The 25,490-nt window shown below is 52.7% G+C and carries 18 protein-coding genes and 1 pseudogene; 10 read left to right on the top strand and 9 right to left on the bottom strand.

Going from position 1 to position 25,490, the window contains the following annotated elements:
* The first annotated feature begins 41 nt into the window (after positions 1 to 41).
* A complete protein-coding gene (locus L4C36_RS01335) occupies positions 42 to 2,576 on the top strand; it encodes a penicillin-binding protein 1A (RefSeq protein WP_428475982.1) in 2,535 nt (844 codons plus the stop codon).
* A 112-nt stretch (positions 2,577 to 2,688) separates the two neighbouring features.
* Here the strand turns inward: L4C36_RS01335 and oxyR are convergent, their stop codons facing one another.
* Positions 2,689 to 3,618, bottom strand: a complete 930-nt coding sequence (oxyR, locus tag L4C36_RS01330; protein ID WP_428475981.1) for a DNA-binding transcriptional regulator OxyR — start codon at positions 3,616 to 3,618, stop codon at positions 2,689 to 2,691.
* 168 nt (positions 3,619 to 3,786) lie between these two features.
* Here oxyR and L4C36_RS01325 point away from each other — a divergent pair, with 168 nt between their 5' ends.
* The 3 genes from L4C36_RS01325 (at position 3,787) to L4C36_RS01315 (ending at position 6,453) form a co-directional block, all read left to right on the top strand.
* Complete coding sequence (locus L4C36_RS01325) at positions 3,787 to 4,515, top strand: glutathione peroxidase (protein WP_428475980.1); 729 nt, start codon at positions 3,787 to 3,789, stop codon at positions 4,513 to 4,515.
* A 78-nt stretch (positions 4,516 to 4,593) separates the two neighbouring features.
* Complete coding sequence (locus L4C36_RS01320) at positions 4,594 to 6,051, top strand: dihydrolipoyl dehydrogenase (protein WP_428475979.1); 1,458 nt, start codon at positions 4,594 to 4,596, stop codon at positions 6,049 to 6,051.
* A gap of 156 nt (positions 6,052 to 6,207) precedes the next feature.
* Complete coding sequence (locus L4C36_RS01315) at positions 6,208 to 6,453, top strand: DUF3624 domain-containing protein (RefSeq protein WP_428475978.1); 246 nt, start codon at positions 6,208 to 6,210, stop codon at positions 6,451 to 6,453.
* Positions 6,454 to 6,515: 62 nt separating this feature from the next.
* On the opposite strand, the pseudogene argH reads toward L4C36_RS01315, so the two are convergent.
* The 4 genes and pseudogenes from argH to argC all read right to left on the bottom strand — a co-directional run.
* A pseudogene (gene argH, locus L4C36_RS01310) lies at positions 6,516 to 7,916 on the bottom strand (argininosuccinate lyase); the annotation flags it as partial.
* A gap of 72 nt (positions 7,917 to 7,988) precedes the next feature.
* Positions 7,989 to 9,197 carry an argininosuccinate synthase gene (locus L4C36_RS01305; RefSeq protein ID WP_428475977.1) on the bottom strand — a complete coding sequence of 403 codons (1,209 nt, stop codon included), beginning with the start codon at positions 9,195 to 9,197 and terminating at the stop codon, positions 7,989 to 7,991.
* A 125-nt stretch (positions 9,198 to 9,322) separates the two neighbouring features.
* A complete protein-coding gene (gene argB, locus L4C36_RS01300) occupies positions 9,323 to 10,102 on the bottom strand; it encodes an acetylglutamate kinase (RefSeq protein ID WP_428475976.1) in 780 nt (259 codons plus the stop codon).
* Positions 10,103 to 10,118: 16 nt separating this feature from the next.
* On the bottom strand, positions 10,119 to 11,132 hold the full coding sequence (gene argC, locus L4C36_RS01295; RefSeq protein ID WP_428475975.1) for an N-acetyl-gamma-glutamyl-phosphate reductase: 1,014 nt from the start codon (positions 11,130 to 11,132) through the stop codon (positions 10,119 to 10,121).
* Between the two features lie 639 nt (positions 11,133 to 11,771).
* Here argC and ppc point away from each other — a divergent pair.
* Both ppc and L4C36_RS01285 read left to right on the top strand, forming a co-directional pair.
* Positions 11,772 to 14,402 carry a phosphoenolpyruvate carboxylase gene (gene ppc, locus L4C36_RS01290; RefSeq protein ID WP_428475974.1) on the top strand — a complete coding sequence of 877 codons (2,631 nt, stop codon included), beginning with the start codon at positions 11,772 to 11,774 and terminating at the stop codon, positions 14,400 to 14,402.
* A 414-nt stretch (positions 14,403 to 14,816) separates the two neighbouring features.
* Complete coding sequence (locus tag L4C36_RS01285) at positions 14,817 to 15,380, top strand: PadR family transcriptional regulator (protein WP_428475973.1); 564 nt, start codon at positions 14,817 to 14,819, stop codon at positions 15,378 to 15,380.
* A 98-nt stretch (positions 15,381 to 15,478) separates the two neighbouring features.
* Here L4C36_RS01285 and metF read toward each other — a convergent pair whose 3' ends face one another.
* The 3 genes from metF to L4C36_RS01270 all read right to left on the bottom strand — a co-directional run bounded on the left by metF (position 15,479) and on the right by L4C36_RS01270 (position 20,240).
* Positions 15,479 to 16,375 (bottom strand): methylenetetrahydrofolate reductase, encoded by an 897-nt coding sequence (gene metF, locus L4C36_RS01280; RefSeq protein ID WP_428475972.1) that lies wholly within the window; start codon positions 16,373 to 16,375, stop codon positions 15,479 to 15,481.
* A gap of 281 nt (positions 16,376 to 16,656) precedes the next feature.
* On the bottom strand, positions 16,657 to 19,074 hold the full coding sequence (locus tag L4C36_RS01275; protein WP_428475971.1) for a bifunctional aspartate kinase/homoserine dehydrogenase II: 2,418 nt from the start codon (positions 19,072 to 19,074) through the stop codon (positions 16,657 to 16,659).
* Entirely contained in the window at positions 19,071 to 20,240 is a 1,170-nt protein-coding gene (locus L4C36_RS01270) for an O-succinylhomoserine (thiol)-lyase (protein WP_428475970.1), read from the bottom strand. The genes L4C36_RS01275 and L4C36_RS01270 overlap by 4 nt, the downstream gene beginning before the upstream one ends.
* Positions 20,241 to 20,420: 180 nt before the next feature.
* On the opposite strand from L4C36_RS01270, the gene metJ reads away from it, so the two are divergent.
* Positions 20,421 to 20,738, top strand: a complete 318-nt coding sequence (gene metJ / locus L4C36_RS01265) for a met regulon transcriptional regulator MetJ (protein WP_047875497.1) — start codon at positions 20,421 to 20,423, stop codon at positions 20,736 to 20,738.
* A gap of 173 nt (positions 20,739 to 20,911) precedes the next feature.
* Here the strand turns inward: metJ and rpmE are convergent, their stop codons facing one another.
* Positions 20,912 to 21,124 (bottom strand): 50S ribosomal protein L31, encoded by a 213-nt coding sequence (gene rpmE / locus L4C36_RS01260; protein ID WP_428475969.1) that lies wholly within the window; start codon positions 21,122 to 21,124, stop codon positions 20,912 to 20,914.
* A 237-nt stretch (positions 21,125 to 21,361) separates the two neighbouring features.
* On the opposite strand from rpmE, the gene priA reads away from it, so the two are divergent.
* From priA to L4C36_RS01245, 3 genes are all read left to right on the top strand, one after another.
* On the top strand, positions 21,362 to 23,563 hold the full coding sequence (gene priA / locus L4C36_RS01255; protein ID WP_428475968.1) for a primosomal protein N': 2,202 nt from the start codon (positions 21,362 to 21,364) through the stop codon (positions 23,561 to 23,563).
* 173 nt (positions 23,564 to 23,736) lie between these two features.
* Positions 23,737 to 24,741 (top strand): DNA-binding transcriptional regulator CytR, encoded by a 1,005-nt coding sequence (cytR, locus tag L4C36_RS01250; RefSeq protein ID WP_428475967.1) that lies wholly within the window; start codon positions 23,737 to 23,739, stop codon positions 24,739 to 24,741.
* Positions 24,742 to 24,899: 158 nt separating this feature from the next.
* Entirely contained in the window at positions 24,900 to 25,487 is a 588-nt protein-coding gene (locus L4C36_RS01245) for an SPOR domain-containing protein (RefSeq protein WP_428475966.1), read from the top strand.
* The last annotated feature ends 3 nt before the right edge of the window (positions 25,488 to 25,490 follow it).

The following is a 25,490-nucleotide window of genomic DNA, read 5'->3' as shown; positions in this document are numbered from 1 at the left end:
TATATTGAACGCTCGAATGTTGGTGTAACGGGAAATCTCAAGTGAAGTTCATAAAGCGGCTACTCATTTTTGCATTGATTTGCATTATTCTTGGAGTCACCACAATTTTTGGCTTTTATCTTTATGTAAAGCCAGAACTCCCAAATGTGGCAACGTTAAAAAATGTTGAATTACAGACTCCGATGCAAGTTTTCAGTGCGGACGGCAAACTGATCTCACAATTTGGTGAGAAACGTCGCATTCCGCTCCCCCTTAATCAAATCCCCCCGCAACTGATCCATGCGATTATTGCCACGGAAGACAGTCGTTATTACGACCACCCAGGCATCGATCCCATCGGGATTGCACGTGCCGCGTTCGTGGTCGTGACATCAGGCTCAGCGAAACAAGGGGCCAGTACCATCACCCAACAGCTCGCTCGTAACTTCTTCCTCACGAATGAAAAGAAGATCATGCGAAAAATCAAAGAGATTTTTATCGCAATCCATATCGAGCAACTGCTAACAAAAGATGAAATCTTAGAGTTATATCTCAATAAGATTTATCTGGGTTACCGCGCCTACGGTGTCGGCGCGGCTGCACAAGTCTACTTTGGTAAAGAAGTCGGCCAGCTAACGCTCAGCGAAATCGCTATTATTGCCGGTTTACCGAAAGCCCCTTCTACCATGAACCCTATCTATTCGGTTGATCGTGCCACTACGCGTCGCAATGTGGTACTCAGTCGTATGCTGGATGAAGGCTACATCACGCAGAGTGAATACGATCAAGCCCGTAATGAGCCAATTGTGGCTCGCTACCACGGTGCTGAGATTGAATTAAGCGCGCCTTACTTTGCCGAGCAAGCCCGTTCATGGATGGTGGAACGTTACGGTGATGCGGCCTATACCTCTGGCATGCGTATCTACACCACGGCCGATTCGCACATGCAAATTGCTGCGCAACAAGCCGCGATCAATAACCTGCTGGGTTATGACCAACGCCACGGTTTCCGCGGTGCGGTAGAAACCCTATGGAAGAAAGGTGAGCCCGCATGGCAAAGCAGTGATATTGCGGCTCACCTTGCTAAGCAGCCGACCTATGGCGATTTAATGCCAGCGGTGGTGACGCAAGTGAAAGGCAAAACGGCCACGGTACAAGCCAAAGACGACCAAACCCATACCCTTGAGTGGGATAGCATGAAGTGGGCGCGTAAGTTCATTTCTGACAACCGTCAAGGTCCTGCGCCAAAATCAGCGGCTGATATTCTCGCTGCCGGCCAGCAGATCTGGATTCAACCAAAAGGTGAGACATGGGGACTGAGTCAGGTGCCGGATGCCAATACCGCGTTTGTCGCCATGTCACCACAAGACGGTGCCGTGAAAGCTATGGTGGGCGGCTTTAACTTCATTCATAGCAAGTTTAACCGTGCCACGATGTCTATTCGCCAAGTGGGGTCGGCCATCAAGCCGTTCATCTACTCAGCCGCACTGGATAACGGCATGACGCTGGCGACCTTGGTCAACGATGCGCCGATTAACCGTTGGGATCAGAGCATGGGCACCTCATGGCGTCCAAAAAACTCACCGCCAACGTACAACGGCCCTACCCTTGTCCGTCAGGGCTTGGCTCAGTCGAAGAACGTCATGGCAGTACGCGTGCTGCAAAGTGTCGGTTTGGATGAAACCATTAACTACCTCACTCGCTTCGGGTTCAAAAAGAAAGATTTGCCTCGTGCAGAACCACTGGCACTGGGTGCGGGTAGCCTGACGCCAGTTGAAGTGGCACAAGGGTATGCCGTGTTTGCCAATGGCGGTTACTACGTCAAACCGTTCTTTATTGAGCGTGTCGAAGATCCGTATGGCAACGTGGTGTATCAGGCCGATCCAAGCATTGCCTGTAACAAGGAATGCCGCCGCGAACAAGGCGCCACAGGCACACCAACTCCGGCAAATCCGGCACTGGATGATATCGCTATCAGTGAACAATCACTGGGTAACACACAGACGCCAGCGGCGGGCACACCAAACTATGCGCCACAGGTGATCACCGAGCAAAATGCGTTCCTCGTGCGTGAAATGCTGGAAAGTAACATCTGGGGGGGCGGCGATTGGCGTCACGGTTCCGGTTGGAACGGTACTGGCTGGCGCGCACAGAAACTGAAACGCCATGATATCGGTGGTAAAACCGGTACAACCAACAGCTCGAAAGATGCGTGGTATTCCGGCTTTGGTCCAGGGGTGGTTGCCACTGCATGGGTCGGCTTTGATGATCACAGCCGTGATCTCGGCCGAACGGCATGGAACAACAATCTCGATAAGAACCAGATCTCAGGCGGCGAAGCCGGGGCGAAAACCGCGCAACCGGCATGGATCGACTTTATGCAGCAAGCGTTGGAAGATGTGCCTGCGCAGCGTAAACAACTGCCGGACGATATCGTTCAAGTGCGCATTGACCGTGCAACGGGCAAGCTGACCAACCGTACCGATCACAGCTCCATGTTCGAGTACTTTGAAAGCGGCACTGAGCCGAAAGAGATGGTAAGCGAAACCGGTGCTGATGGCATTTTCGAATCAGACAGCTCAGACGAATTGTTCTAAGCCGACCGTCAGGCTCATTCCGTCATAATGGTATGAGCCTAACGGCTCCAACAAAAAGAGCGCCCAAAGGCGCTCTTTTTTTATCTGTCGTTCAGCCGCGAGCATCGTGCATTTACAGGCCGATCGCCGCATCCTCATTGGCAGTTTTCGGCCACACAGCTTCTAAATGGGCAGTGATCAAGGTCGCCAACTGCTCATAGCGTCCTTTCAGCGGTGAGCCCGGACGATACGCCAAGGTGATCAAACGGCTTGGCACCGGATCATAGGCTTGGATATAACACACCCCATCACGCACGCGCTCATGCGGGGTCGCCAATTGCGGCAACAAGGTCATGCCGCTGCCTGCCGCTACCATATTACGCAAGGTTTCTAAACTGGTGGCGCGGAAACTGCCGTCTTCTTTCGCCCCTGCGGCAAAACAGAACCCCATCGCCTGATCCCGCAGGCAATGGCCATCCCCCAGCATTAACAGGGTTTGTCCATTTAACGCATCCATCGGTAACTTCGTTTTATCTGCCCACGGGTGAGCTTCCGGCACCGCCAACACCATCGGCTCGTGATACAGCGGCAATTCAATGAACGCTTCACTTTCTTGCACGGCCGCTAAAATCACGCAATCGAGCTTCCCCTCATCCAGCAACGGGACAAGCTGATGAGTTTGCGCTTCATGCAGGAACACTTCCAAATCAGGAAAGCGGGCTTTGACTTGCGGAATAATGTGCGGCAGCAAATACGGCCCAACCGTCGGAATAAAGCCAATATGCAAAGGGCCAGACATGCTCTCGCCCTGATCGCTGGCCAATTCCGTCAGTACCTTCACTTCCAGCAAGATTTTTTTCGCCTGCTCCACCAGCGTTAATCCCACATCGGTAAACAGCACCTTGCGGCTTGTGCGCTCAAGTAACACCGCGCCCAGCTCTGTTTCCAGTTTGCGGATCTGTCCGCTCAAGGTGGGTTGGCTGACAAAGCACGCTTCTGCCGCCTTACGAAAATGCCGATACTCTGCCAGAGCAACCAAGTATTCCAGATCCCGAATATTCATCGATGCGCCATGTTGATAGGTAAAAACTATCAAAACCATAGCAGCAAACGATTAGAGCTATCAAGTCAAAAATCCCATAATGATCACATCAACAGGGAGCAACAAGCAGTAATATCCTCCGGTTGCAATATTTACCTAACAATATTTTAAAATTTAGAGGCATTAATTATGTTCGTATCTAAAGAAGGTCAAGCCGTTCCACAGGTTACGTTCCACACTCGCCAAGACGATCAGTGGGTTGACGTAACGACTAACGATCTATTTGCTAACAAAAAAGTGATCGTATTCAGCCTACCAGGCGCATTTACACCAACGTGTTCTTCTAGCCACCTACCTCGCTACAACGAGTTGGCGTCTATCTTTGCTGAAAACGGCGTCGACGATATCCTGTGTGTTTCTGTCAACGATACGTTCGTGATGAACGCATGGAAAGCAGATCAAGAAGCTGAAAACATCACCTTTATCCCAGACGGTAACGGCGAGTTCACACAAGGTATGGGCATGCTAGTAGAAAAAGCTGACCTTGGTTTTGGTCCACGTTCATGGCGTTACAGCATGCTGGTTAACAACGGCGTGATTGAAAAAATGTTCATCGAAAACGACGAACCAGGCGACCCGTTCAAAGTCTCTGATGCCGATACCATGCTGGGCTACATCGCACCAGAGCACAAACTGCAAGAGTCGATTACTGTCTTCACCAAGCCGGGTTGCCCATTCTGTGCAAAAGCGAAGCAGGCGCTGATCGACAAAGGTCTACAATACGAAGAAGTGGTACTGGGTAAAGATGCAACCACCGTGAGCCTACGTGCCGTATCCGGTCGCAGCACCGTACCGCAAGTCTTCATCGGTGGTAAACACATCGGTGGCAGCGAAGAGCTAGACGTATACCTAGGCTAAACCCTACCCCATAACAACTCAGGGCCTGTTCCGCAGGCCCGATGCATAAAATTGGCAACACCGAGTGGAGAGAATTCGATGAAAAACGTGAATGTAGATGTCGCCGTTATTGGTGGTGGTACCGCAGGGTTAGGGGCTTACCGCGCCGCGAAAGCCCATACTGACAGCGTCGTCATGATTGAAGGTGGCCCGTACGGCACCACGTGTGCACGCGTCGGTTGCATGCCTTCCAAACTACTGATTGCCGCGGCAGAAAGCGTTCACCACATCGAAAAAGCCCCGGGCTTTGGTATTCATCCACAAGGTGAAATCGAGATCAATGGCCGTGAAGTCATGGATCGCGTGAAGCGTGAACGTGACCGCTTTGTTGGTTTTGTGCTGGAAGGGGTGGATGAAATTCCGGCTGAAGACAAACTGTCTGGTTACGCCGCTTTCATTGATGACACTACGCTACAAGTTGACGACCACACCATTGTGCATGCAAAACGCATCGTGATCGCGACCGGTTCGCGTCCGGCTTACCCAGCGGTGTGGAATGAATTGGGCGATCGCCTGATCATCAACGATGATGTGTTTGATTGGGACGACTTGCCACAAGCCGTTGCGGTCTTTGGTCCTGGCGTCATTGGCCTTGAACTGGGTCAAGCCCTGCACCGCCTCGGTGTAGACATCAAACTGTTCGGCCTGGGTGGCCAAGTAGGCCCACTGACCGATCCGGCCGTCATGGCGTACGCTGATAAAGCCTTCAAAGAAGAGTTCTATCTGGATGCCGATGTCAAAATCGAAAGCATGAAGCGCATTGATGGTGAAGATAAAGTGGAAATCCAATTTATCAACCATGCCGGTGAGCTGGAAACCTTTATCGTCGATTACGTACTGGCTGCCACCGGTCGTCGTCCGAATGTCGATAAAATCGGGATTGAACACACCAGCATGACGGTGGATCAGCGCGGTGTACCGGTCGCGGATCACTTCACACTGCAAACGTCTGTGCCGTCGATTTTCATTGCCGGTGATGCCAGCAACCAGCTGCCACTGTTGCATGAAGCCGCCGATCAAGCCCGTATTGCCGGTGACAATGCCGGTCGCTTCCCTGATATCCGTGCCGGCCTACGTCGCTCAAAAATCTCCGCGGTGTTCTCGGATCCACAAATTGCGATGGTGGGTGAAACCTACCGCGAGATCACCCACCGTTTGGGGACTTGTGGTTGTTTCGAAACCGGTGTGGTGTCGTTTGAGAACCAAGGACGTTCCCGTGTGATGCTGCGAAACAAAGGCATATTGCATGTCTATGGGGAGCAAGGTACCGGTCGCTTCCTTGGCGCTGAAATGATGGGTCCAAATGCCGAGCACTTGGCGCACTTACTGGCTTGGGCGCATCAAAATAAGATGACCATCTCTGAGATGCTGGACATGCCGTTCTATCACCCGGTGATTGAAGAAGGGGTACGTACTGCCCTGCGTGATTTGAACGCCAAGTTGCATCTAGGTCCAGACATGATCAAACATTGTTTGGATTGTGGCCCAGGCTGCTAATCGCCATTGATTCTCTTTTTCTACTAAGCCCTCTTCGCGAGGGCTTTTTTACGTCATACCACAATCCCCTTTTACAAGGCCCTCTCTCACATAGCCGGCACACATGCTATGCTGGGCCCTCTCACGTTATTTGACGATCTCTATTAAGGAACCGACATGGGCTGCCGCGCCTGTTCATCCTCGATTTTCATGCAAAAACTCGGACGCTGCCGACGCTGCATGATCCAACTGGCCATCGCCAGCCCACTCTGTTGGCTGATCTGGGAGCTGTTTTACGCCAACCGCGCGCACACCGTCGAAGCCATTACGCTGTTTGTCGCCGCCTGTGGCACCACGCTCTTGCTACTTGCCCACCTGCTACGCGCTAGACAGATCCACACGCAAAAAAAAGCCCGCCACTGAGGGCGAGCTTCATCAACGTTGTATCAGGCGCCTACCGCCGGGAGTATACCTATCGATCAGACGCGCACGTTCACACGCGCGTTATCACGTTCAGTCAAACGCGTCTGCGCCTGATTGATGGCATGCGCCACTTGGAACGGCGCGACACCGCCCAAGGCACTGCGTTTTTCCAAACACGATTCGATGGTCAAGATCGGATACACATCGTCCTCAATCACCGGTGAGAACGTCTGCATCTCAGCCAACGACAGCGCTTCTAACGCACAGCCTTTAGCAATTGCAGCCACCACCGCGACACCCACAATGTGGTGCGCTTCGCGGAATGGGATCCCTTTCGCGACCAAGTAATCGGCCAATTCAGTCGCATTGGAATAGCCTTGCATCGCCGCTTCCAACGTTCGTTCGTGATTAACCTGAATCCCGTCAAAGCACAATGCGGCCATTTCCATGCATTCGTACCAGCTGTCTAACGCATCAAACAAGCCTTCTTTGTCTTCCTGCATGTCTTTGTTGTACGCCAGCGGCAGTGCTTTCACGGTCATCATCATGCCCGTCATCGCGCCATAGACGCGACCACATTTACCGCGAATTAACTCCAACGCATCGGGGTTTTTCTTTTGTGGCATTAACGACGAACCCGACGTCACGGTATCGGCCAATTCAATAAAATTGGACTCACCCGAGTTATAGAAGATCAAATCTTCTGCCATTCGTGACAAGTGCAACATCGAAATCGACGCGGTAGAAAGCAGCTCCATCACGTGATCGCGATCAGAGACCGAATCCAAACTGTTACGGGTCGCACGGTGGAAGCCCAAGCTGTGTGCCAAAGCTTCTCTGTCCATCGGATAGGCCGTCCCCGCCAAGGCCCCCGACCCTAACGGACAGGTATCCAGACGTGCCAGCGCATCGTGCAAACGCGAATAATCACGTTCAAACATTTCCACATAAGCCAAACACCAATGGGCAAACGTCACCGGCTGCGCTCGCTGTAAATGGGTATACCCCGGCAGTACCGTGCCTTGATGCTCACTCGCGACCGATACCAATTGCTGTTGCAAGTGATCAATCATCAACAGTAACTGATGCCCTTGCTGACGACACCACAGCTTGAGATCGGTCGCCACCTGATCGTTGCGCGAGCGACCGGTATGTAGCTTTTTACCTAAGTCGCCCACTTTACTGATCAGCTGCTGTTCAACCCAGCTGTGAATGTCTTCCGCATCCGAACGCAAAATCTGCGCAGGATCGTCCATGACCGCCAGCTTGAGCTCATTGAGCGCCAACTCCAGTGTTTGCTGCTCATCTTTGGTCAGCACATCAACGTGATACAAGGCTTTTGACCACGCGATAGAGCCGAGAATGTCTTGCTCGGCCAATCGATAATCAAACCGCAATGAATCATTAAATTGCTTAAACCGCGTATCAGCGGCTTGGCTAAACCGCCCACCCCAGAGTGCCATGGTTCCTCTCCTATGCTACTTGCTCAACTGACTGGTGTTGTCTTGGATCGTATTATTATGCGAATGGCAGACTTATTTTTTCAGTCCATTCAATGCACGGATACGGCTCGACAGCGAGTACAGACGGATAAAGCCTTCAGCATGGCTTTGGTCGTACACTTCATCTTCCCCGAAGGTCGCAAACTCTTCTGAGTACAAGCTGTTATCAGAGCGCTTCTGTACCGCAGTCACGTTACCTTTATACAGTTTCAGTACCACTTCACCGGTCACCTCTTGCGCAATCACATCGGCAGCGGCCAACAATGACTGACACAACGGGGTAAACCAACGGCCGTCATAGACAAGGTGTGAGAACTTCAGCCCAACGGTCTGACGGAAATCAAAGCACTCTTTATCCAGCACTAATTGCTCAACCGCACGCAAGGCTTCCATCATGATGGTGCCGCCCGGGGTTTCATAACAACCACGCGACTTCATACCGACCATACGGTTTTCCACGATGTCGATACGACCGACACTGTGCTCAATCCCTTTTTTGTTAAGATAAACCAACACGTTGTACGGTGACATCGCTTCACCATCTACCGCCACAATCTGGCCTTTCTCAATGCTGACTGTCACTAGCTCAGGGGTGTTCGGTGCTTCTTCTGGATCTTTGGTCCATGCCCAGCACTCTGCATCCGGTTCGTTCCATGTATCTTCTAGCACACCGCCTTCGGTGGAAATGTGCCAAGCATTCGCATCACGCGAGTAGATTTTCGCCCGCGAGGCGCTACAAGGAATATCACGCTCAGCCAAGTAGTTAAGCAGATCTTCACGGCTACGCATGTCCCACTCTCGCCACGGTGCAATCACTTTTAGCTGCGGCGCCAACGCGGCAAAACAGCTTTCAAAACGCACTTGGTCGTTACCTTTACCGGTACAGCCGTGACATAAGGCATCCGCCCCCACTTCCAATGCACACGCAACTTGCGCTTTGGCAATGATGGGACGTGCCATTGACGTACCCAACAGGTACTTACCTTCGTACACCGCGCCCGTTTTTAGCGTCGGGTAGATATAATCGGCGACCAATTCTTCTTTAAGATCGGCGACGTAACACGCCGACGCACCAGAGGCCAACGCTTTGGCTTCAATCCCTTCCAGCTCAGCGGCACCTTGACCGACATCGGCCACAAACGCCACAACCTCACAGTCATAGTTATCTTTCAGCCAAGGAATGATGGCTGATGTGTCCAGACCGCCGGAATAGGCCAATACTACTTTTTTTACCTGACTCATAATGCTCTCCTGCTTACCTGTTCGGCGATCGTCCCGCTCAGGCTATTGTCTTAAATAGTGTCTTAAAAAGGTTGTCAAAAAAGGTGTTCTGCATGCGTCGACATTCACTGCCACACAATACGTCGCTAAACTGAAAATTTGGTCCCAATACTCTCGCCGTTAAACAGCGCACCCAGTTTGTCTGGGTAACGCCAGGTCGCTACTTCAATCGGACGACCGAGTGCCTTGGCGGCCTCAAAGGCGGCACGCACTTTGACAATCATGCCGTCGGTGATCACCGCTTGTTGGATCAGGCTTTCGGCCTTCTCTTCATTCAATGCTGGGATCAAATGCCCTTTGCCATCCAATACACCACTTACGTCAGACAACAGTACCAATTCGGCATCCAGCGCCGCCGCCACGGCGACCGCCGCTTGATCGGCATTGACGTTCATCAGGTTCCCCGATGCATCCAGCCCAATCGAACTGATGATGGGCAAAAAGCCGCTCGCCATGATCTGGGTCATCAAGGTGCTGTCACCCGGTGCGGCTTTCCCTACCGCCCCCAGTTCAGGATCCAATTCGGTGATGTGGCACAAGCCACCATCGGCCAGACTCAGCCCCACCGCCGCCACGCCCGCTTTCATCGCTTGGCCTTGCAACAACTTATTCGCCGTGCCGGCCAATGCCCCTGTTATATAGCCAATCTGATCCGCCGGTGTGACACGCAAGCCGTCTTTTTTAACCGTTTCCAGCTGCAACTTGGCCATCAAATCATCCACCAAGTAGCCACCACCGTGCACCAACAGCAACGGACGCTGCGCTTGTTGCTGATAAAGACGAATTGCACCAAACAGCTTGTCTAACGTTTCATGGCACGACAGCACCGCGCCGCCCAATTTGATGACTAAAGGAACCTGACTCATCTCGACTCTCCCAACCCTACACTAACGCGGTTAACTGCGGAAAATTGTTCCGAATATTTATGCACTGCATCGCTTGCGCCGACGCACCTTTTAATAAGTTATCAATTGCCGAGGTTAAAACAATGTGACCCTGATGTAAGTGCCAGCCAATGTCACAGAAACAGGTGTTCACTACACTTTGGATTTCAACCGGTTGATCGGCCAGCAAACGCACGGCATGTTTATCGCTGGCGGCACCATAAGCGTTGGCCATCGCCGCAGCGACCTGCGCTTCATCGACGCCATCGGCTAACTTAGCCGTGATCGTGGCTAAGATCCCACGTTTAAAGTTGCCAAGGTGCGGGGTAAAGATCACGTCTTGACCCAAATGCGCGGCAATTTCAGGTTGATGACGGTGGGTGAAAATCCCGTACGCTTTAAAGCTCACTTCGCAAAAGCTGTTATTCATAGTCGCTTTACGTCCGGCACCGGTCACGCCGCTAACCGCATTGATCACCGGCCATTGCGCGGTATTGATCAACCCGGCTTCCAACAGGGGTTTTAACGCTAACTGCGCAGCCGTGGGATAACAGCCCGGCACCGCCACCAACTGCGCTTGGGCAATCGCGGCATGATTCCACTCCGCTAAACCGTACACCGCTTGGTCGACCCACGCCGGGTGTTGATGAGCGAAACCGTAATACTGGGTATAGAAGCTGTCACCCTTCACCCGGAACGCACCGGATAAATCAAACACCTGACAGCCTGCCGCCAGAAAAATAGGCGCGAGATCGTGGCTGACTTCATGCGCAGTCGCCAACAGTACGATATCGGCGGTTTGTGCAATCGCCTCCGGGTTATCCAGTGGTTGCAACGGCAAATCCACAATGCCTTTCAGCTGACCGTGCAAAGCACTGATCGGGGTGTGCGCATCGGCACTGTTGGCCGACACATACAGGCCCTGCAATGCAAGGTGGGGGTGGTCATGTACCATCTTGGCCAGCTCAGCACCGGTGTAGCCGCTGGCACCTATAATCAGGGTGTTCAACATATTCGATCCGTCTTTATCTTGTGGGTAGAAGGTGTCGTTCGTGACTGTGTGCGTCTTTGGCAGGCAACAACGCTTGCCTGAGGGGCGCGAAACAGCGCCAAGCGATGAAGACTTAGCGTCGTCGAAGAGAGAGGGGGTAAAACGGGGTCGCTTGGCTCATGTTAACAAATTCCTCATCGAGCAAGAGTCAAACTGTTGTGGGGTATTCACATCGTTATGCGGTATAGATCCCAGCAATCAGTATTTTTATTCACATCCTATGAATTTATATGTTTACTTATTATTGCTTAACCTGTCAACCATTGAACGGTGAATTGATGAAAAAAAAGCCATCTTTAGAGGGCGGGTACCGGTCACCCTTTCGTCACGCTTGCATTCAAGCAGTACAATGCTCTACCAATGACAGAAATGACAATAGATAAGACGAAACGAATAAGAAGCACGCGCATTTTGTGCTTTATTTCCACAGAGTTACGAAAATTTGTTACATGATCAATTTCAATTTATGACAAAAATCAATGCAGCGGTGTTTTCTTGGCGGTAAATGCAATGGATGTTGACCTCAAAGTGGGATCACGGCTAGATTGTGTGCTTACAAGACTGTAATTGGATGTAATAAACTTACGAGATGGATGCGATATGAACGAAAAGTACAGCGCGCTGAGAAGCAATGTCAGTATGCTTGGCCACATGCTGGGCAATACCATCAAGGATGCGCACGGTGAAGAACTCCTGAGCAAGGTCGAAACCGTCCGTAAACTGTCTAAATCGGCCCGTGCAGGCAATCAAGACGATCGCGCCAAGCTGATCGAAGAATTGCAAAACCTGCCGGATGATCAGTTACTCCCGGTAGCCCGCGCCTTCAGTCAGTTCATGAACCTGACCAATATTGCCGAGCAGTACCATACCGTTTCTCGCCACAGCGAAGAACATATCTGCAGCCCAGACTCCATTGATGCCTTGTTCGCGAAGCTCACCGACCAAGACGTCAGCCAATTAGATTCCCTTCAGGCGGTCCGCGACCTTAACATCGACTTGGTGTTAACCGCCCACCCGACCGAAATTGCACGCCGCACCATGATCCACAAGCTGGTGCAAATCAACAAATGCTTGTCCCAACTTGAACTCAGTGAACTGTCTGCCAGTGAACGCCAACGTGTTGAACGCCGCCTTGAGCAGCTGATCGCGCAAGCCTGGCACTCTGACGTGATCCGTCAGCAACGCCCGACCCCTTTGGATGAAGCGAAGTGGGGCTTTGCGGTGATTGAAAATTCACTGTGGCAAGCCGTACCCGAATTCCTGCGCCAGTTTGATGAAAAACTGGAGCAACACTTAGGCGAAGGCCTACCGATTGATGCCTCGCCCGTCACCTTCTCATCTTGGATGGGTGGCGACCGTGACGGTAACCCGTTTGTCACGTCTAACGTGACCCGTGAAGTATTGTTGCTGTCACGTTGGAAAGCGGCCGATCTGTATCTGAAAGACATTCAAGAACTGGTTAACGAACTGTCGATGGTGCGTTGTAATGATCAGCTTCGTGAACTGGCCGGTGATGAACACGAACCGTACCGTGCGATCTTAAAAGATCTGCGCAGCAAGCTTACTCACACCCGCGATGTGTTAGATGCGCAAATCAAAGGGCTCGATGTCCCAAGCTTTGGCATTATCGACCATATCGATCAACTGTGGACACCGCTGCACGCGTGTTACCAGTCGCTGCATGAGTGCGACATGGGCATCATTGCTGACGGCCTGTTACTTGACGTATTGCGCCGCGTGAAATGTTTCGGTGTGCACTTGGTACGCCTAGATATTCGTCAGGAAAGTACCCGCCACTCCAACGTCATTTCTGAGCTAACCCGTTATCTGGGTCTGGGCGATTACGAACAGTGGAGTGAGCAAGACAAAATCGCGTTCTTGGTCCGTGAACTGGCCTCAAAACGTCCACTATTGCCACGTGACTGGGAACCGTCGGATGACGTCCGTGAAGTGATTGCCACGTGCAAAGCCATTGCCCAACAACCCCGTGAAGCCTTAGGCGCGTATGTCATTTCGATGGCGCGTACGGCGTCTGATGTGCTGGCCGTTCATTTGCTGCTGCAAGAAGCCGGTTGTCCGTTCCGCATGGACGTCTGTCCGCTGTTTGAAACGCTGGATGACTTGAACAATGCCGAAGCGGTGATCGCCCAGTTAATGAACATCGACTGGTACCGTGGCTTTATTCAAAATTACCAAATGGTCATGATCGGCTACTCCGATTCCGCCAAAGATGCCGGTGTGATGGCCGCAGGCTGGGCACAATATCGCGCCATGGAAGCCTTGGTCAGTGTATGTGAACAAGCCAATGTTGAATTAACCCTGTTCCACGGCCGTGGCGGCTCCATTGGTCGCGGCGGTGCACCCGCGCATGCGGCACTGTTGTCTCAGCCACCGCGCAGCCTGAAAGGCGGCTTACGCGTGACAGAGCAAGGGGAAATGATCCGCTTTAAGCTGGGCTTGCCAGAAGTGGCAGTCAATAGCCTGAGCTTGTACGCCAGCGCCATTTTAGAAGCGAACTTGCTGCCGCCACCGGCACCGAAACAAGATTGGCGTGAACTGATGGACGTGCTTTCTGACGTCTCTTGCGACGCGTATCGTCACGTGGTCCGTGGCAGCGAAAACTTCGTGCCGTACTTCCGCGCCGCCACACCGGAACTGGAACTGGGCAAATTGCCACTGGGCTCGCGTCCAGCCAAGCGTAACCCGAACGGTGGCGTTGAAAGCTTACGTGCCATCCCATGGATTTTTGCGTGGAGTCAGAACCGCTTGCTACTTCCAGCTTGGCTGGGTGCCGGTGAAGCGATCCAATATTCCATCGACCAAGGCCATGCTGCGCAGCTCGAAGAAATGTGCCGCGAGTGGCCCTTCTTCTCGACCCGTCTGGGCATGCTGGAAATGGTCTTCACCAAAACCAACATGGGCATCGCGCAGTACTACGACCAGCGCCTGACGGATAAGTCGTTGTGGCCATTGGGTCAACAGCTGCGTGATCAATTGCAGCGTGACATCAAAGCCGTGCTGACGGTGGAAAACAGCGCGCACTTGATGGAACAAAACCCATGGGGCGCGGAGTCTATCCGCCTGCGTAATATCTACATTGAACCGTTGAACATGCTACAAGCGGAATTGCTGTACCGTACTCGTCAGCAAGAAGCCCTGTCGCCAATGCTGGAAGAAGCCCTGATGGTTACCATCGCCGGGATCGCAACCGGTATGCGTAACACCGGCTAATTCGCCCTCGCGAACTGTCTAAAAAAGGCCACACGATGTGGCCTTTTTTTATTCTAAAAATTCCATTTTCTGCCACTTATTCCACCGCAACTCAACAATGAGACACTGACTTTTTTACGCCTCGGCTAGGGTAAAAAGGTGCTGTGTGAACACTGATGAATCTAAACTGCTTGCATAGTGAAAAAAATCAATAGATAGACCGGCATCACAAGACGAGGAATTGGTTACATCTGATTTTCTCGATATTTCGCTCTGATATCGCTAATTTCTCGTTTGATGTGTATGCTACGTGATCTTGATCAGGCACTGCAACAATATGATTATAATAACGCCATAGAGCGGAAGGGCATTGTTCTGGCATTCACGCCTGCCTGGTTGAGTTTCTTTTTGTAGTATTTTTAACGGATAGAAGAGATGTCACTACCACACGTTATTTTAACTGTGCTGAGCAGCCGCGATGCCACAGGTTACGATATCACTAAAGAGTTTTCACACAGCATCGGTTATTTCTGGAAAGCCAGTCATCAGCAGGTGTACCGTGAACTCAATAAGATGGCCAGTCATGATCAAGTGACGTGCAAACTGGAGCCACAGGACGGCAAGCCGGATAGAAAAGTCTATTCGATTACCGACCTCGGTCGCCAAGCACTGTTTCAGTGGTTCCAAGAGTCAGCCAAAAACCCAACCATTCGTGATGAGTTTTCTGCCAAATTGGTGGTTTGTGGAGTCTATAACTCCACCCCAATGCAGCAGCAGCTTGAAGGACTGATTGAAGAATCACACACTTTACTAAACCATTACAATGAGATGGAAAACGTCCATTTTGCAGACTACCGCAACATGGATCGTCAATCCCGTCTTGATCGTCTAACGCTACGCCGTGCGATTCATAATCGTCAGGCATGGATTGATTGGGCGGAAGAAGTGTTGGTGGAATTAAAAGACATGGATGCCCCTGGTAGCGCCGTGGCCCTGTAATTCCTTTTGCATGTCGCAATCATAATAAAAGCCGCAGAAATGCGGCTTTTTTTATGCGGGGCTTTCCCCTTTCGGGCGAAAGCATGAGGGGAGGGAGATTACGCTTCTTGCTCCGCGCGTACACCTAGAGTGTGGCAAATCGCATACGTCAGTTCTGCACGGTTCAAGGTGTAAAAGTGGAAATCTTTCACCCCTTCGCGGCTAAGAACACGCACCATGTCCATGGCATTACTCGCGCCAACCATCTGGCGGCTCAGCAAGTCATCGTTCAGCCCTTCGTACTGCTTTTCCAGCCAACCCGGCACTTTCACGTTATTCGCCAACGCGAAACGCTTGGCCTGTGTCATGTTCGATACCGGCAAGATCCCCGGTACGATTTCCACATCAATGCCCGCCGCCACACAACGGTCACGAAAACGCAGGTAGCTTTCGACATCAAAGAAGAATTGGGTAATGGCACGGCTGGCCCCCGCATCGACTTTACGCTTTAAGTTGATCAGATCCGCCTGCGCACTTTTCGCTTCAGGATGCACTTCCGGATACGCCGCCACAGAAATGTCGAAGTCCGCTTCTTCACGCAGTAGCGCCACCAAATCGGCCGCATACATGTCCGGCTTGCCGCCTTGTGGGGGCAAATCGCCACGTAGCGCGACGATATCGCGAATACCGTTATTCCAGTAATCACGGGCGATGGTACGCAGTTCATCACGCGTGGCATCGATACACGTTAAATGCGGGGCTGCCACTAAGCCAGTCTGCTCTTTGATGTCTTTTATGATGGAATGGGTGCGATCACGCTCCCCGGAATTGGCCCCGTAGGTCACAGAAACAAATTTTGGTTTCAGGGTTTTAAGACGGTGAATAGACTGCCACAGCGTTTTTTCCATCTGCTCGCTGCTTGGCGGGAAAAATTCAAATGACACGTTAATATTGCCATCCAAATCAGCAATATTCTGATTGAGTACGTCCAACTGGCCTGCGTATGAATAGCCCATAATCCCTTCCTTTCTGTATTGGCCGTTGGCCACTCCCTGAACCCTGACGCAAAACATCCGTTTAGACGTCTATATGTCTACAGAATGTCGTGTAACCAATTCAATGTCAACCGGATGATCATGAATATTTCTCAAGTAGAAGTTGCAGGATCTTCACCTTCGCCAAACGCAAAAAGCCCGCGGATCGCGGGCTTCGTCATACAGGTGAAACAATCAACTGCTCAGCAGAGAAGCTGCCGAGTGTTTCCCTTTGAGTGCTCCGTGATGAAGCATATCCCCCGCTAGAGCATGCCCGCCAATCGGTTGATATCCGACAATAATGCACCAGCAGTAACATCCCTTCCCGCCCCTGGACCACGGATCACTAACGGGTTTTCTCGGTACCAACGGCTTTCAATGGCAAAAATATTATCGCACGGCAGCAGGTTCGCCAACGCATGCTCAACCGGCAGGGCTTCTACGCCCACGGCGGCTTTGCCGTGGCGATCCAAGCGCGCGACATAGCGCAGCACTTTGTCTTCTTTCTTAGCTTTGACTAACCGCTCCAACAGCAATTCATCCAACTCGGTGGCCTGCTCAAAAAAGGCATCAATAGACAGCTCGGCTAAACTGATTGGCACCAAGCTTTCCACTTTCACCTGCTCTGGCTCGAGATCCAAACCGGATTCGCGGGCTAAAATAACCAGCTTACGCATCACGTCACTGCCATCAAGATCATGCCGTGGGTCCGGCTCCGTCAACCCTTGCTGCCACGCCAGTTCCACCAACTGAGAAAACGGAATGCTGCCATCATACTGCTGAAACAACCATGACAAGGTCCCCGAGAAAATCCCGGACAGGGCGATGATCACATCCCCGCTCTCCGACAAATCCCGCACGGTATGGTTAACCGGCAAGCCCGCCCCCACCGTTGCATTGTAGAGCCACAAGCGGCTGTTCTTGGCAAACGCATCAATCACCGCGTGATACTGCTCGCCACTGGCTGAGCCGGCCACCTTGTTCGCTGAGATCAAATGCAGCCCCGCTTCCGCAATTTGCGGGTAACGCGCTGACAATTCTGCGCTGGCCGTGACATCCAACACGATGACATCATCGTAGTCGTGGGCGGCCAGAGTGTCGATCCATGCCCCGGGTTGGTAGGCTTGTGCCACATCATCAAAATGATCCAGCGCTTTCTGAGGCTCAATGCCCGCCAGATCAATCCACAATCGGCTGCTGTCGACCACGCCGATCAAGGTGAAGCTCATGCCATGGCGCTTCTCTAACGCCACGCGCTGGCTGTCATACAAGCTCAGCCAGCGGCTGCCAATGTTGCCTTTGCCACATAGCACCAAACCAATCCGCTTTTGGGCTTGGAACAAACTTTGGTGAATACGCGGCAACAAACGATCGGTATCAGCCTTACGCAGTACCGCCACCAAACTCAGTCCAGAGCGCGACTCCGCCATGAACTCCACCGGCTGGCCTTTCAGCTGCTGATAAAAGCCGTAGCAATGGATGGCATTGCTCACCACGCCCGCGCCCACGGCCGCCACCAAAGAGAAACCATCACGCAAACGCAACTCCGCTGCGACACCGCTGTCTTGCAACAGGGCCAGCACACTGTTGACCACCTCACCGGTATAGGCCAATTGGATACGGCCTTTATCGGCTTCCACACTTTGTGCCAGCGGCTGCAATTGGGCACGCGACAAAATACGCTCGAGCTCGGCTTCCACCAATGCGATGTCGTGCGAACGGGGGATCGTCAGCGCGATCAAACACACATCGTCTAACGAGGTAATGATTTTCGCCCCTCGGCCAGACGCCAAGACACGCTCAACCCGGGTCGAGCCTGATTCTGGCTCATGGCTACAGCGCAAGGTCAGATCGATGGCACTCTGCGCCACGGGTTGTAACGTACGGCTGTGCAGCACGGGGGCCGCCAAACGGGCCAGTTCACTGGCTTCATCCAAGCGCAATAGCGGCAGTAAACAGGCATCTTCCACTTTACGCGGATCGGCACTGTAGACACCGGCCACATCACTCCAGATGGTCACGCGCGTGACATCCGCCAACGCCCCAATCACCGTGGCAGAATAGTCCGAGCCATTGCGCCCCAATAAGACGGTATCACCGGCTTGGTTGCGCGCCATGAATCCAGTGATCACGACACGGTACTGATTATGCTGAGCAAGCTGCTCTTGCAGCAAGGGCCAAGATTGGCCGCGATCCACTTCGGGCTGCGCAGCGCGTTCGGCGCGCAAGAATAGCCGTGAATCGACACTGGTTGCCGGCAACTGCTGCTGTGTCAGCAACGTCGCCAATAAACGGGCCGACCACACTTCACCATGTCCCAGCACACTCGCCACTTGCGCTTCACTCAGTGGGCTTTCCCCCCAGCGCGCCAACTCACCGAGTTCAAAATGTAATTGTGTCAGTAACGCATCCGCCGTCTCGCCGTCTAGCAAGCTTTCAATCAGTTGCTGCTGAAATGCGCGGATAGCTTGCAGCGTTTCATGGGCTTGTCGGCCGTCTTTCTCTAGCTGTGACACCCACTCAATCAACTGATTGGTCGTCTTGCCGGCAGCAGACACCACCACCAGATCATTTGCGCCCGAATACTCACGTAGGATCGCCACCACCCGTAAATAACAGGCGGGATCGGCCAAGCTGCTGCCACCGAATTTATGTAATTGCCGTCCGCTCATCGCCGTCATACTGCCACCTTCTCTGCCTGCGCAAAGGCCTGCGCCAAGTCTGCAATCAAATCACTCGGGTCTTCCAAGCCGACCGACAACCGGAGTAACGAGGTTTTCAAGCCGGCTTCGGCTTGCGCTTCATCCGACATCGCACGGTGGGTCATGCTCGCCGGATGGCAAATCAGGCTTTCCGTGCCACCTAACGATTCCGCCAGAGAGAAACACTTCAGCTCACGCACAAAGGTTTCCAACTGGGCCATGCTGCCATTGATCTCAAAACTCAGCATCGCGCCAAAGCCTTTTTGCTGTTTCAGGGCAATGTCATGCCCGGGATGATCGGGCTGACTCGGGTGGTAAAGCGTGCCCACTAACGGTTGCTGCTGAAGGTACGCCAAGACTTGGGCGCTGTTCTCTTCATGCATGCGCATGCGAGGAGCCAGTGTGCGCAGCCCACGCAACGTCAGGTAAGCATCAAACGGCGCACCGGTTGCACCGATACAGTTCGCCCACCACGACAAGGTTTCTGCGTGCGCGTCAGTCTTGGCGATCAGCACGCCGCCGAGCACATCGGAATGGCCGTTAATGTACTTAGTGGTAGAATGGACAACAAAATCGGCGCCAAGTGAAAGTGGTTGTTGGAGGATCGGCGATAAGAACGTATTATCCACCGCCACTAATGCACCGGCTTGATGGGCAGCGGCACATAACTCAGCGACATCGACAATGCGTAACAGCGGATTCGACGGGGTTTCGACCCACACCAGCTTGGGTTTTTTCGCCAATGCATCCGCCAGTGCGAGGGGATCGGTCTGATCAACAAAGCAGACGTTAAAGTCGCCTTTTTGGGCGCGAGTATCAAACAGACGGTACGTGCCGCCATAACAGTCATGCGGCGCGACAATCAAATCATCTGGACCTAATAACGCAGACACCAGCAAGTTCATCGCGGCGGTACCACAATTGGTCACCACCCCACCGGCGCCCCCTTCTAAGGTCGCTAGGGCATCCGCCAAGGTATTGCGCGTCGGGTTACCGGAACGAGAATAGTCAAAGGTAGGCACCTCACCCAATTGGGGGAAGCTGTAAGTCGAGGTCAGATACAGTGGCGGTACCACCGCATTGAATTGTGTATCCGAGTCGATGCCGGCGCGAACGGCAACGGTAGCAAGCTTCTGGTCACTCATATTTACTATCCTTGTAGGGTGAACCCGATGATGAATAACGATTATGCAACAACATAACCACATTCACAAAAGACGTCAACACTTCCAGACGTCTATATGTCTTTGCTTGTAGCGGTAAATCCCGCTAGAATTCAGGTCTATTACTATTTCTTCAATCTAACATCGCTGAGAAGGTTAACAATGGCAGAGTGGAATGGCGAATACATCAGTCCATACGCGGAACACGGAAAGAAAAACGAACAAGTAAAAAAGATCACGGTTTCGATCCCACTGAAGGTGCTAAAAATCCTGACTGATGAGCGTACTCGCCGTCAGGTCAATAACTTACGCCACGCCACCAACAGCGAGCTATTGTGTGAAGCTTTCCTGCACGCCTACACCGGTCAGCCGCTGCCAACGGATGATGATATCCGTAAAGATCGCCCGGATGATCTGCCCGCAGAGGCGAAAAGCCTGATGGAAGAAATGGGCATCAAATACGAAGACATTAACGAATAAGTCTTCAACAAGCGATGCAAACAAAAAAACCAGCCTTGGGCTGGTTTTTTTGTTTCTGTCTGTCAATCAATACCGATACACGATACATACTGCCGACCCACAAGGCCGACAAATCGCAGGCATAAAAAAAGGAACGCAATTGCGTTCCTTTTTTACGACATTCAAGCGGGCAATTACTTAGTAGTAAGAGCACCAAAACGCTTGTTGAATTTGTCGATACGGCCACCAGAGCTAACTACACGCTGCTTACCAGTGTAGAATGGGTGACATTTGTCACACACGTCTAGGTTCACGTCTTTAGTCATAGTAGAGTTGAAGACGAAAGTGTTGCCACAAGAACAACGTGCGTTTACTGGAGAGTACTCTGGGTGAATACCTTGTTTCATGGGATAACCTCAAAAGTAAGGCCGTGTCGCTCTCCCGATCCTAAGCCGGGCACCACACGTCATTAAAAAAATAGTCAGCGTATTGGCAATTTCCAATACACCAAATTAGGCGGCGTATAGTAATCAATCATATTGCCAAAATCAACTGATCCTCACCGCTTTAGTCACGGCTTTGCCGCTAGCCCTCTGCCGAGGTACACTGCCCCCTCTTAGTTCCAGCTCATTTCGCGGTTTAATATGACGCCCAACATCGCCCGTGTGGCACTGCCAGTCCCTCTCGACAAACAATTTGATTACCTGATCAAAGCCGGCCAGCATCCCATGATCGGCGGGCGCGTGAAGGTGCCGTTTGGCCGTCAACACTTGGTGGGCGTTATGATCGCGCAGACCGATCACTCTGACTTCCCGCTCGAGCAACTCAAGCCGATCACGGCAGTCCTCGACAGTGCGCCATTGTGGCCCCAACCTTTATTCAACTTGCTGACCTGGGCCAGCCGTTTTTACCAATACCCGCTCGGTGACACCTTGGCTAACGCCATGCCCGCCCTATTACGCAAAGGCCGTGAAGCCTCACCGGCCAGTTTAAAAGTTTGGCAACTCACCGCCAGTGGGCAAGAGCAGGCGGCCACCACGCTGAAAAATGCCCCGCGACAGCAACAAGTATTGCAGGCACTGCGCCGAGGAAAAGTGAGCCATGAAGCCTTACTGGCCGAAGACATCACGGCCGCCACCCTCACCACGTTGGCGAAGAAAGGCTGGATTGAAAGCGTCACGGAGCAACAAGCCCTGCGCCCTTGGCTGCCCGATTTTGCCGTCACCGAAGAAAAGCCCCGCCTGAATGAAGAGCAGGCCGTGGCCGTCGCCGCGGTGAACGCCCAAGAGGCCTTCGGTTGTTATTTATTGGAAGGGGTGACGGGATCGGGAAAGACCGAGGTCTACCTCAATGTGCTCGAACCTATCTTGGCGGCGGGCAAACAAGCCTTGATCTTAGTGCCGGAAATTGGCCTAACCCCGCAAACCATCAACCGCTTCCGTCGTCGTTTTAATGTGCCGTTACAGACCATTCACTCGGGGTTAAACGACACCGAACGCATGGTGGCCTGGTTGGCTGGCCGCGATAATCAAGCCGGAATCATCATTGGTACCCGCTCGGCGTTATTCACCCCGTTTGCCAACTTGGGGATCATCATTGTTGATGAAGAACACGACGGCTCGTACAAACAACAGGACAGTCTACGCTATCACGCCCGCGATTTGGCCGTGATGCGCGCCAGTCAGGAACACATTCCGATTGTGTTAGGATCCGCCACGCCGGCGTTAGAAACCCTGCACAATGCCAAAAGCGGCAAATACCATCACCTCACCTTGTCGCAACGGGCAGGCCACGCGAAACCGGCTCGCCATGGCGTGCTGGATGTCAAAGGGTTGTATCTGGAGTCAGGCTTATCGGCGCCATTGATCGCCCGCATGCGCAGCCATTTACAGGCCGGCAATCAGGTGATGCTCTTCCTTAACCGTCGCGGCTTTTCGCCGGCGGTGATCTGCCACGAATGCGGCTGGTTGGCCGAATGTAAACGCTGTGATGCCTATTACACCTTCCACCAGCAAAGTGGCGAATTGCGTTGCCATCACTGTGCGACCCAGCGGCCGATGATGCTGCAATGTGGCCAGTGTGGGTCAACCCAACTCAATGCCGTGGGTGTTGGTACCGAGCAGCTAGAGCAACAACTGGCGACCCTGTTTCCAGACTATCGCACGGTGCGAATCGACCGCGACAGCACCCGCCGCAAAGGCAGCCTAGAAAGCTACCTTGAGGCGATCCGCAACAATGAATACCAAATTTTAATTGGCACCCAAATGCTGGCCAAAGGCCACCACTTCCCGGATGTCACCTTGGTGGCGTTGCTCGATGTCGACAGCGCCCTATTCTGTAACGATTTTCGCGCGCCGGAACGTCTCGCCCAACTGTTTACGCAGGTTGCCGGTCGCGCCGGACGGGCCAGTAAACCGGGCGAAGTGGTGCTACAAACCCACCATCCGGAACACGCCCTACTACAAGCCTTGCTGTACAAGGGCTACGATCACTTTGCCCAAGGGGCGCTGACGGAACGTAAACAAGCATGGTTACCACCGTTCACGTATTTGGCCCTATTGCGTGCCGAAGCCAACGACAATGCCTTGGTCGAGCAGTTCTTCCAGCAAGTGCGGGGGATTTTGGAAACCAGTCCAGTCTATAACAATGAGACCATGGTGATGGGGCCCAACCCCGCGCCCCTCGCTCGTCGCGCGGGGCGTTATCGCTGGCAACTGTTGCTGCAAGCGCCCAGCAGAAAGACCCTGCAGCAGTGGATCAGCATTGCGAAACCGGCGATCCAATTGCTGCCGCTGGCCAAGAAAATCCGCTGGTCGATCGATGTTGAACCGCAGGATTTAACTTAAAATGAACAATGCGATACAAATCACGTGAGGGATGTAATTTATGTTGTTCCAAGCATGTTTAATCACCGGCATACCGCCTACAATAGCATGCTCGCTGTTTCAGGTATCAGCCCCGATTTGGCCATGATCCTTCAGCGGTTAAGAGAGAATTATAATAGAGAGGAACAGTAACTATGGCGACAATGAAGGATGTTGCCCAGCTCGCCGGCGTCTCAACGGCCACGGTCTCCCGTGCCTTGATGAACCCGGAGAAAGTGTCGGCCTCAACTCGGAAGAAGGTTGAGCAAGCTGTCATGGATGCTGGCTATTCACCCAATTCACTGGCTAGGAATCTTCGTCGCAACGAATCAAAAACCATCGTCACCATTGTCCCCGATATCTGTGATCCGTACTTTACAGAGATCATTCGCGGGATAGAGGAAGCAGCGATGGAGCATGGCTACCTGGTCTTGCTTGGTGACAGTGGGCAACAAAAAACCCGCGAAAACTCATTCGTTAATCTCGTTTTCACCAAACAAGCTGACGGCATGCTCCTGCTTGGCACCGATCTCCCGTTCGATGTCAGCAAACCGGAACAGAAAAACCTGCCGCCAATGGTCATGGCCTGTGAATTTGCCCCTGAGCTTGAACTACCGACCGTGCATATCGATAACCTGACTGCCGCCTTTGAAGCCGTGAACTACCTGACCCAAATGGGCCACAAGCGCATTGCTCAAATTGCGGGGCCAGAAGGCGCGAGCTTGTGCCAATTCCGTATTCAAGGGTACCAGCAAGCATTGCGGCGTGCTGGCGTCGAACTCAACCCAGCCTATACCGCCAGAAGTGATTTCACCTTTGCCGGTGGCGCACGGGCCGTGACCGCCTTGTTATCACTGCCTGAGCCCCCCACGGCTTTACTGTGCCATAACGATGTCATGGCGATCGGGGCGATGCAGCAAGCCAAGCGTCTGGGTTTCCGCGTGCCGCAGGATATTTCCATTGTCGGGTTTGATGACATTCAGTTTGCGGAATATTGTGATCCCCCGCTGACGACCGTGTCTCAGCCGCGTTATGAAATCGGCCGCCAGTCCATGATGATGTTACTCGACATCCTCAGGGGCAAAGATATCGCCTCCGGCTCACGCCTGCTCGATGCGAAACTGGTGATCCGAGAAAGTGCCGCGCCACCCGCCAATTGATCCACAATGGATACATGAGCTTATGTTTTGCGCATAAGCTCACACTCTCCCCCTCAAATTTCACGGACTTCTGACACAGAACCGCCCCCAGCTATAGCCAGTCGTGGCGCAACTTTGTAACATAGGCCCCCCTATTCATTGATTGACCCATCATCATCGTGGCTACCAAAGATTATGTAAAACGCGGCCGTGCAGCGAAAAAAACGGCCAACCGAAAGGCCCCTGCACCGCAACGTGGTTTTCCCCTGAAGAGCACGATCATTGCGGCGTGCTGCGTCGGGGCGTTTTGTTTCGGCCTCTATTATATTTCCAGCGCACCCACGCCGGTCACGCCAACGTCATCATCAACAGACACACCGGTCGTCAGCGAACCTAAAAAAACCACGCCGGCAACGTCCACGCCAGCCAAAGCAGTGACGTTACCGCCGAAGCCAGAAGAAAAGTGGCGTTATATTGAAGCGCTGGAAAATAAAGAAGTACAGGTAGAAGAGAAGAAAGAACAAGCCCCTACCCGTCCTTACTTGATGCAGTGTGGCGCCTACCGCAGCAAAACGCAGGCGGATGAGCGCAAAGCCATGATTGCCTTCCAAGGGCTGACCAGCCAAATCAAGATCAGCCAAGGCGAAAAAGGCGTCTGGTACCGCGTCATCCTCGGGCCCTATCCGCAAAAGCGAAAAGCCGAGAGCGATCGTAACCAGTTGCGCCGTGTTGGGATTGAACCCTGTGCCATCTGGTACTGGGAATAACCC

This window comes from Photobacterium japonica (assembly GCF_050337005.1).
Classification (GTDB): Bacteria; Pseudomonadota; Gammaproteobacteria; order Enterobacterales; family Vibrionaceae; genus Photobacterium; species Photobacterium japonica.
The sequence above is the reverse complement of the archived record's forward strand: the minus strand, read 5'-3'. Positions and strand labels throughout refer to the sequence as shown.